Genomic DNA, 538 nt, shown 5'->3' with positions numbered 1-538 from the left:
GACCGGCACCGCCAGCGAGACCGAGGCAGCCAACTGGATCGCCGATAAGCTGACCGGCTGGGGCTATGACGTGACCCGCCAGCCCTTTAGCTACCAGAAGAAGGGGGTGGAGATGCACTCCCAGAATCTGATCGTCACACTGCCCGGCAAGCGCGACCAGCTGCTCATCGTCGGCGCCCACTACGACAGCACCGGGGAGCAGAAGGGGTCGGAAGGCGCCACCGACAACGGCGCCGGTATCGCCGCCATGCTGGCGGTGGCCGAGTCCCTCAAGGGGCAGACCCTGCCCTATACGGTACGGCTGGTCTTCTTCGGGGCTGAGGAGAACGGCACCAACGGCGCCAAAGCCTATGCCGCCAGCCTGAGTGCCGACGAGGTGGGGGCCACCCTGGCCATGGTGAACAACGACACCATCGCCGGCGGCGACACTCTCTATGTCCACTCGGCCCACTCCGACGTGGCCGAGTACAGCTGCGCCGACCCGAGCCGCTACAGCCATGATCCCAAGGTGCGTGACCGCCTGCTGGCGCTCTCCCGC

General features: G+C 66.9%; 1 protein-coding gene. It reads left to right on the top strand.

The window, feature by feature from the left end; all coding sequences use genetic code 11:
- Positions 1–538 (top strand): M28 family metallopeptidase (locus BN1134_RS17560; protein ID WP_042048784.1); only part of this gene is annotated, 538 nt, incomplete at both ends.

The organism is Aeromonas simiae (assembly GCF_000820125.1).
GTDB classification, from domain to species: domain Bacteria; phylum Pseudomonadota; class Gammaproteobacteria; order Enterobacterales; family Aeromonadaceae; genus Aeromonas; species Aeromonas simiae.
The sequence above is the reverse complement of the archived record's forward strand: the minus strand, read 5'-3'. Positions and strand labels throughout refer to the sequence as shown.